Annotated in this window: 9 protein-coding genes; 3 read left to right on the top strand and 6 right to left on the bottom strand. The window is 67.7% G+C overall.

Going from position 1 to position 7,260, the window contains the following annotated elements; all coding sequences use genetic code 11:
• The 6 genes from G3N93_RS30295 to G3N93_RS30270 form a co-directional block, all read right to left on the bottom strand.
• Positions 1-471, bottom strand: a 471-nt coding sequence (locus G3N93_RS30295; protein WP_206134597.1) for a DUF2946 family protein, incomplete at its 3' end; no start/stop codon positions are given.
• Entirely contained in the window at positions 464-1,501 is a 1,038-nt protein-coding gene (locus G3N93_RS30290; RefSeq protein WP_174940359.1) for a hydrolase, read from the bottom strand. The genes G3N93_RS30290 and G3N93_RS30295, both read right to left, overlap by 8 nt.
• A 29-nt stretch (positions 1,502-1,530) precedes the next feature.
• Positions 1,531-1,977 (bottom strand): nuclear transport factor 2 family protein, encoded by a 447-nt coding sequence (locus tag G3N93_RS30285; RefSeq protein WP_006749968.1) that lies wholly within the window; start codon positions 1,975-1,977, stop codon positions 1,531-1,533.
• Positions 1,978-2,092: 115 nt separating this feature from the next.
• Positions 2,093-3,130: a lipopolysaccharide heptosyltransferase II gene (gene waaF, locus G3N93_RS30280; protein WP_041492938.1), complete on the bottom strand. Its 1,038-nt coding sequence runs from the start codon at positions 3,128-3,130 to the stop codon at positions 2,093-2,095.
• 150 nt (positions 3,131-3,280) lie between these two features.
• Positions 3,281-3,475, bottom strand: coding sequence for a zinc-finger domain-containing protein (locus G3N93_RS30275; protein WP_006749970.1), 195 nt, complete (start codon positions 3,473-3,475; stop codon positions 3,281-3,283).
• A 50-nt stretch (positions 3,476-3,525) separates the two neighbouring features.
• Entirely contained in the window at positions 3,526-4,449 is a 924-nt protein-coding gene (locus G3N93_RS30270) for a branched-chain amino acid transaminase (protein WP_083265912.1), read from the bottom strand.
• 193 nt (positions 4,450-4,642) lie between these two features.
• Between G3N93_RS30270 and G3N93_RS30265 the strand changes: the two genes are divergently transcribed.
• From G3N93_RS30265 to G3N93_RS30255, 3 genes are all read left to right on the top strand, one after another.
• On the top strand, positions 4,643-5,398 hold the full coding sequence (locus tag G3N93_RS30265; RefSeq protein WP_011353070.1) for an AzlC family ABC transporter permease: 756 nt from the start codon (positions 4,643-4,645) through the stop codon (positions 5,396-5,398).
• A complete protein-coding gene (locus tag G3N93_RS30260; protein ID WP_174940363.1) occupies positions 5,395-5,718 on the top strand; it encodes an AzlD domain-containing protein in 324 nt (107 codons plus the stop codon). Before G3N93_RS30265 ends, G3N93_RS30260 begins: the two co-directional genes overlap by 4 nt.
• A 279-nt stretch (positions 5,719-5,997) precedes the next feature.
• Positions 5,998-7,194: a phosphoglycerate kinase gene (locus G3N93_RS30255; protein ID WP_011353068.1), complete on the top strand. Its 1,197-nt coding sequence runs from the start codon at positions 5,998-6,000 to the stop codon at positions 7,192-7,194.
• Positions 7,195-7,260 lie beyond the last annotated feature (66 nt).

Below are 7,260 nucleotides of genomic sequence, written 5' to 3'. Positions count from 1 at the left end.
CCAGCGCAGCACGGGCGGCGCGGCATCGAAATCCGCGTGATCGGCGAACAGCCCGAGGTCGTGGTCGTGCAGCGCCGCGATGCGCGGCGGCGTGCCGGCTGCGCGCAACAGCACGCCACCCGCGTCGTCGAGCCACGCTTCGTCCGGTTCGAACGGCGTGCCGGTCTGGTCGGTGAGCGTGAGCTGTCCGTCGCGTTCGGCGAGCCGGACGATCCATGGCGTATAGGCGAGCTCGACGTACACGCGCTGCGGCCCGTTCTGGAAGAACCACTGGCCCTGCGCGTCGCATTCGTAGTTGCGGCCGATGAACGCGTTCAGCGCCGCATGCCGGATCGACGAGCCGAGCTCGCCGGCTGCTTGCGCGGCGTCGTCGCGCAGTCGCCATTCGCCGCGCCGGTCGAGCAGCAGCCAGCCGGTACAGTGAGGTACGTTCGGCCATTTGGCGAGGGCCTGCCTGACGATGTCATCCATGGTCGACGAATTTGGAGCAATAGCCGAACACCCGCGCCGACAGCCAGTCGAGGCGGCCGGGGAACGGCCCGGTCATGAATCCCGCGTGTCCGCCGGACGCGGGCTGGTCGAGCTCGACGGCCGGCGATACGTCGGCCGGGCCCGGCAGAGCGGACTCTGGCAGGAACGGGTCGTTGCGGGCGTTGAGAATCAGCGTCGGCACGTCGATCGCGGGCAGCAGCGGCCGTGTCGTCGCTTGGGTCCAGTAGTCGTCCGCATCCGCGAAACCGTGCAGCGGTGCGGTCACGACCTCGTCGAAGTCGCGCATCGTCACGGCCTGCAGCATGGCTTCACGGTCGAACAGCCCCGGGTACTGGTCGAGCTTCGCGAGCGCCTTGCGCTTGAGCGTCTTCAGGAAGCTGCGCGTGTAGACCATCGCAAAGCCTTGCGACAGCGCGCGCCCGCCGGCGTGCACGTCGATCGGCGTCGAAATCGCGGCGGCCGCCCGCAGGATCGACGTGTCGCTGCGATGCTCGCCGAGCCAGCGCAGCAGCACATTGCCGCCGAGCGACACACCGGCCGCGACGAGCGGCCCGCGATGCTGCGCGGCAAGCCGGCGCAGGATCCAGTCGACTTCGGCGCTGTCGGCGAGATGGTAGAAGCGCGGCTGGCGGTTGATCTCGCCGCTGCAACTGCGGAAGTGCGGCACGACGGCGTGCCAGCCCTTCGCGCGCGCGGCTGCCATCATCGCGAGCGCGTAGTGCGAGCCGGAGCTGCCTTCGAGGCCGTGGAACAGCACGAACAGCGGCGCATCGGGCCGCGGCGCCGCGCTGTCGAGATGCGCGACCCAGTCGAGATCGATGAAGTCGTGATCGGGGGTTTCCCATCGCTCTCGTCGGTAAGCGACGACGGGACGCCGCGCGAACAGCGCGGGCACGATGGTTTGCGCATGGCTGTTGGGCAGCCAGCGTGGTGCGCGATAGCGCAGAATGTCGTCGTCGGGGGCCGGAGCCCCGGTCAGCGGCGAGGTGGGCGGAGAAGCCGTACTCATGATCGCCCCGCGTATGCGTTGCTTTTTCGTCAGTGCAGCGGACCCTGCCCGTGACGGATCTTCGCGGCGAATTGTCCGGCCGCTTGTTCAGGAATCGGGCTCGCGTGAATATGCGCGATGCGCCACTCGCCACGTTCGTGAATCATCACGTACGTCGCGAAAACCATGTCGGGTTCGGCCGTCAGGTCGGCCTGCTGATGCGCTTCGGCGATCGTATAGACGACCGTGCCGAGGCTGTCGTACACGCGGATGTCGAGTGGCTCGATCGTCACGGGACGCGTGGCGAGCCGGTTGGCGAGCCCGCTGCGGATCTGGTCGAGGCCGTGCAGATGCTCGCCGTCCGCCCATACGCAGCTGGCGAAATCCTCGTCGATCCACAATCCCAGCAGCGCGTCGAGATTGGCATCGGCGACGGCCTGGTAGTAGGCGTTCAGCGTATCGGCGGCGGCTTCGAAGAGGCGGGCAAAACGTGGCATCGGGGTTATCTCTCGCGCGCGTCGCGCGCCGTATTCAGCACGGCGGCCCGGATGGAGCCGCCGTACACCGGTGAATCGGATTGCCCGGCGCGCCGTGCGACGCTGCCGGCCAGGGTCAGCGCTGCCCGACGAGCATGCCGCGCAAATCGCCGAATACCTGCTCGGGACCGAGTTCGCGCAGGCACTTCAGGTGGCCGAGCGGGCACTCGCGTTCGAAGCAGGGACTGCATTCGAGATGAAGCCATTGTACCTTCGCCAGGTCCGACAGCGGAGGGGTGTGGCGCGGATCGGTCGATCCGTACAGCGCGACGAGCGGCCGGCGTAGCGCGGCGGCAACGTGCATCAGCCCCGAATCGTTGGTGACCACCGCGTTCGCGCGCGCGATCAGCGCGCACGCCTCCGACAGCGACGTCTGCCCGCACAGGTTGCGCACGTTCGGCGCGTGGTCGGCGATCGCCTGCGCCGCCGCCGCGTCCTTCTGCGAGCCGAGCGCGACGATCTGCGTGTACGGGAACGACTGATGGACGATGGTGGCGAGCGACGCGAAGTGCTCGGGCGGCCAGCGCTTGGCCGGGCCGTACTCCGCACCGGGGCAGAACACGACGAGCGGCTTGCGCGTATCGAGATTGAAACGTGCGGACACGCGCGCCGTCTCGTTGAGATCGGCGTCGAGGCGCGGCGCGGGCAGCGTCTTCATCGACTCGGGCAGCTTCGCGCCCGGCGCGTACGCGAGCGCCGCGTAGTGGGTCGTCATCGGCGGCCGCTCGCCCGACTTGTCGGGGTTCGCGTGCCGCACGTTGAGCAGCCCGTAGCGGTGCTCGCCCGTGTAGCCGACCCGCAGCGGGATGTTCGCGAGCCACGGGATCACCGCGGATTTCAGCGAATTCGGCAGCACGTACGCCGCGTCGTAGCCGACGTCGCGCAGGTCGCTCGCGAGTTGCCAGCGACGCAGCAGCTGCAGCTTGCCGTGCGCGAGATCGGTCGCGTAAACATCGTGGATCTCGGGCATCCGTTCGAGCACGGGCGCGACCCATGAGGGCGCGACGGCATCGATCGCGATGCGGGGATGGTTTTTCTTCAGCAGCGCAAAAAGCGGCTGCGCCATCAATGCGTCACCGATCCAGTTCGGTGCGATAACCAGCGCTCGACGCATCAGGTCGACTTCCGATGTCGTAATGAAGCACGGCGCTCAGGCGCCGCGTTCGGGTTGCCAGAATGGAGAAGGGCGGCGCGCCGGCAATCCGGCTGCGCCGCCTTGGCGAGGGGCGGGCCTGCATCAGCCTGCAGGCCCGGCCGCCGGGGCTCAGTGGCCCTTGACGACCTCGCCGTCACGCAGCTTGTAGCGCGTGCCGCAGTACGGGCAGCGTGCTTCGCCGTGCGAGACGTCGATGAAGACGCGCGGGTGGGCGCTCCAGCGCGCCATGGCCGGGTTCGGGCAGTACGCGGGAAGATCCTTGGCCGTCAGCTCGACCAGCGGCATTTCCTTGATTTCACTCATGAGACTTTCTCTTATCACTCTTTTGTGGGGCGGTCGGTGGCGCGGCGCGCTCAGACCTTCGTCAGCCAGTTCGCGTACTTCGCGTTCTTGCCCGACACGATATCGAAAAACGCCGACTGGAGCTTTTCCGTGACGGGGCCGCGTGCGCCGCTGCCGATCGTGCGGTTGTCGAGCTCGCGGATCGGCGTGACTTCAGCGGCCGTGCCGGTGAAGAACGCTTCGTCGGCCGTGTAGACCTCGTCGCGCGTGATGCGCTTCTCGATCACCTCGATGCCGGCGTCCTTCGCGAGCGTGATGACGGTGTCGCGCGTGATGCCGTCGAGGCACGACGACAGGTCGGGCGTGTACAGCTTGCCGTTGTTCACCAGGAAGAAGTTCTCGCCGGAGCCTTCCGACACGTAGCCGTCGACGTCGAGCAGCAGCGCTTCGTCGTAGCCGTCGGCCGTCGCTTCCTGGTTCGCGAGGATCGAGTTCACGTACCAGCCGGATGCCTTCGCGCGCACCATCGACACGTTCACGTGGTGGCGCGTGAACGACGACGTCTTCACGCGGATGCCCTTCGCGAGGCCTTCCTCGCCGAGGTACGCGCCCCACGGCCATGCGGCGATCGCGACGTGGATCGTGTTGCCCTTCGCGGCCACGCCGAGCTTTTCCGAGCCGACCCAGATGATCGGGCGCAGGTAGCACGACTCGAGCTTGTTCTCGCGCACGACTTCGAGCTGCGCGGCTTCGAGCGTTTCCCGGTCGAACGGCACGTCCATCTGGAAGATCTTCGCCGAATTCAGCAGACGTTTCGTGTGCTCGTACAGGCGGAAGATCGCGGTGCTGCCGTCGGCCGACTTGTACGCGCGCACGCCCTCGAAGACGCCCATGCCGTAATGCAGCGTGTGGGTCAGGACGTGGATCTTGGCGTCGCGCCAGTCGATCAGCTTGCCGTCCATCCAGATCTTGCCGTCGCGGTCGGCCATTGACATAGATTTCTCCTGGGATGCGGTTGTATGCAGCGTTGAGCCGGAAAGACGCTTATTTTAGCGTCATTTGAAGGCGATCCGGTCGGTCGGCGCGGGGCCGGCGCTATAATCGCCCGGTACCGATTCCAATAACGACGGGTCGTACCGGCAGGAGGCGCCGGCGCCCCGGCGAACCGCCCGCTGCGGCCCGCTTCCCATGCTCGCTCGATTGTCCGCCACCGACCGCTTCGCGCTGATCCAGGGCGCGCGCGACTATTCCCCGACGCTGATGGCGATTTTCTCGTGGGGGCTCGTCACCGGCATCGCGATGAGCAAATCGGTGATGACCCTCGGGCAGGCGAGCGCGATGTCGCTGCTGGTCTACGCGGGCTCGTCGCAACTCGCGGTGCTGCCGCTCCTCGCGGCGAAGCTGCCGATCTGGACCATCCTGCTCACGGCCGCGATGGTCAACACGCGCTTCGTGATCTTCAGCGCCGGGCTTGCTCCCCATTTTTCCTACCTGCCGCTGTGGCGGCGCCTCGCGATCGGCTATTTCAACGGCGACGTGATCTACCTGCTGTTCCAGAAACAGGGCTTCGCCTACGGCCACGTGCCCGGCAAGGAGGCGTATTTCTGGGGGATGGCGCTCGCGAGCTGGCTGTCGTGGCAGGTGTCGTCGCTCGCCGGCATCCTGCTTGCGAGCTTCTTCCCGGCGAGCTGGGGGCTGGAGCTGGCCGGTACGCTCGCGCTGATCCCGATCATGGTGTCGGCGGTCGCGAACCGCTCGACGCTCGCAGCCGTCGCGGTCGCCGGCGTCGTGTCGCTGATCGCGTTCGACCTGCCGTACCGGCTCGCGCTGCCGCTCGCGGTGCTCGCCGCGCTCGCGGCCGGCTGCACGGCCGATTTCTTCGTCGAGCGGGCTGACTGGCGGCGCATCCGCACCGAAACCGTGCACGAAAAGGAAATCGAATGAGCGCGACGGAAATCTGGATCGTCATCATCGGGATGACGATCGTCACGGCCGTCACGCGCGCGCTGTTCCTGATCGGCGGCGAACGCACCGTGCTGCCGGAGCGCGCGCAGCGCGCCATGCGCTACGCACCGGCGGCGGCACTGGTCGCCGTCGTGCTGCCCGACGTGCTCGAAACGCCGGCCGGGCTGTCGTTCGCGCTGTCCAACCATCCGTTCTACGCGGCGCTCGCCGGCCTCGGCTGGTTCTTGTGGCGGCGCAGCATGCTTGGCACGATCGTCGTCGGGATGCTCGTGTTCACCGCGCTGCGCCTGATCTTCTGATGAGCCGCCGTTCAGGCCCGCCGGGCGCTGGCCGCTCGCGCGGCTGCATTGCTGCATTGCGGCAATGTGTCCGTTCCCGCGCGCGATCCCAAATAGGCGGAATTCGCCGCCCGCGGGTCAGTCTGCCGGGTGGATCGGCTAGAATGCCCGTTCGAGATTTTTTACCCGTGCGCGTCATGCGAACCGCCAGCCACGGCCGCATCCGGCGCCCTTTCGCGGCAGCCCGCGCACGTCCAGCGTGAACCCCCTTTCCCCATCCACTACTTCAATTTGTTCAACATGAGCCAAGTCAAGCGTCTTACCGACCTGATCGCCGCCGGCCAGCTCGCCGGCAAGCGGGTATTCATCCGCGCCGACCTGAACGTCCCGCAGGACGACCAGGGCAACATCACCGAAGACACGCGCGTGCGCGCGTCCGTGCCGGCCATCCAGGCCGCGCTCGACGCCGGCGCGGCCGTGATGGTCACGTCGCACCTCGGTCGCCCGACCGAAGGCGAGTTCAAGCCGGAAGATTCGCTCGCGCCGGTCGCGAAGCGCCTCGCCGAGCTGCTCGGCCGTGACGTGCCGCTCGTGTCGAACTGGGTCGAGAACGGCGTGAACGTCGCGCCGGGCCAGGTCGTGCTGCTCGAGAACTGCCGCGTGAACAAGGGCGAGAAGAAGAATTCGGACGAGCTCGCGCAGAAGATGGCGAAGCTCTGCGACGTGTACGTGAACGACGCATTCGGCACCGCGCACCGCGCGGAAGCGACCACGCACGGGATCGCGAAGTACGCGCCGGTCGCATGCGCGGGCCCGCTGCTGGCCGCCGAACTCGACGCGCTCGGCAAGGCGCTCGGCAACCCGGCCCGCCCGCTGGTGGCGATCGTCGCCGGCTCGAAGGTGTCGACCAAGCTCACGATCCTGAAGTCGCTGGCCGGCAAGGTCGACCAGCTGATCGTCGGCGGCGGCATCGCGAACACGTTCATGCTCGCGGCCGGCCTGTCGATCGGCAAGTCGCTCGCGGAAGCCGACCTCGTCAACGAGGCTAAGGCGATCATCGACGAAGCGCGCGAGCGCGGCGCATCGGTGCCGATCCCGACCGACGTCGTGACGGCCAAGGAATTCTCGCCGACGGCCGTGGCCACGGTGAAGCAGGTCGCCGACATCGAAGCGGACGACATGATCCTCGACATCGGCCCCGATACCGCCAAGGCGCTCGCGAGCCAGCTCGAGAAGGCCGGCACGATCGTGTGGAACGGCCCGGTCGGCGTGTTCGAGTTCGACCAGTTCGGCAACGGCACCAAGACGCTCGCGGAAGCGATCGCCAAATCGTCCGCGTTCTCGATCGCGGGCGGCGGCGACACGCTCGCGGCCATCGCCAAGTACGGCATCCATGACCAGGTCAGCTACATCTCGACGGGCGGCGGCGCCTTCCTCGAGTTCCTCGAGGGGAAGAAGCTGCCGGCGGTGGAAGTGCTGGAAACGCGGGCGGCCTGAGCGTGGCGGCGCGCGCAGGGGTGATGAAGGCCGCGCGCTCCGCGAAAGCGGAGCAGCCGGCCGGCA

This window comes from Burkholderia sp. Se-20378 (genome assembly GCF_017104665.1).
Taxonomy (GTDB): domain Bacteria; phylum Pseudomonadota; class Gammaproteobacteria; order Burkholderiales; family Burkholderiaceae; genus Burkholderia; species Burkholderia lata.
This window is presented reverse-complemented; position numbering and strand designations above follow the sequence as displayed.